The sequence below is a fragment of the Bacteroides mediterraneensis genome, assembly GCF_016900355.1.
GTDB lineage: Bacteria > Bacteroidota > Bacteroidia > Bacteroidales > Bacteroidaceae > Phocaeicola.
This window is the reverse complement of sequence record NZ_JACJKA010000072.1, coordinates 1-465: the sequence shown is the minus strand read 5'-3', so window position 1 is coordinate 465 and position 465 is coordinate 1. Positions and strand designations below refer to the sequence as shown.

The following is a 465-nucleotide window of genomic DNA, read 5'->3' as shown; positions in this document are numbered from 1 at the left end:
TCGCACACCAGCAGCGGCGGGCGGTTGACCATGGCACGCGCCACGGAGACGCGCTGCTGCTCGCCGCCGGAGAGCTGGTCGGGGAAGTGCTTCATCTTCTCGGCGAGGCCCACCAGGCGGAGCACCTCGGGCACCTGAGTCTTGATGACCGAGCGCGGCTTGCCGATGCACTCGAGGGCAAAGGCCACGTTCTCGTAGACCGTCTTGTCCGGCAGGAGCTTGAAGTCCTGGTAGACGGTGCCGATCTGGCGACGCAGGTACGGGATCTTCTTGTTGCGCATCTTCGTCAGGTCCTGGCCGGCCACGATGACCTGACCGGAGGTCGCCTTGAGCTCGCGCGTGATGAGCCTCAGAAGCGATGACTTGCCGGAGCCCGAGTGGCCGACCACGAAGACGAACTCCCCGGGGTAGATGTCAAGGCTCACGTTCTCCAGGGCGGGCTTGTTGGGCTGGGCCGGGTAGATG

1 protein-coding gene is annotated in these 465 nt (G+C 65.4%); it reads right to left on the bottom strand.

Translation table 11 applies throughout. From position 1 onward, the window contains the following. Nucleotides 1-465 (bottom strand): cell division ATP-binding protein FtsE (locus H6A28_RS14865; protein ID WP_262896998.1); only part of this gene is annotated, 465 nt, incomplete at both ends.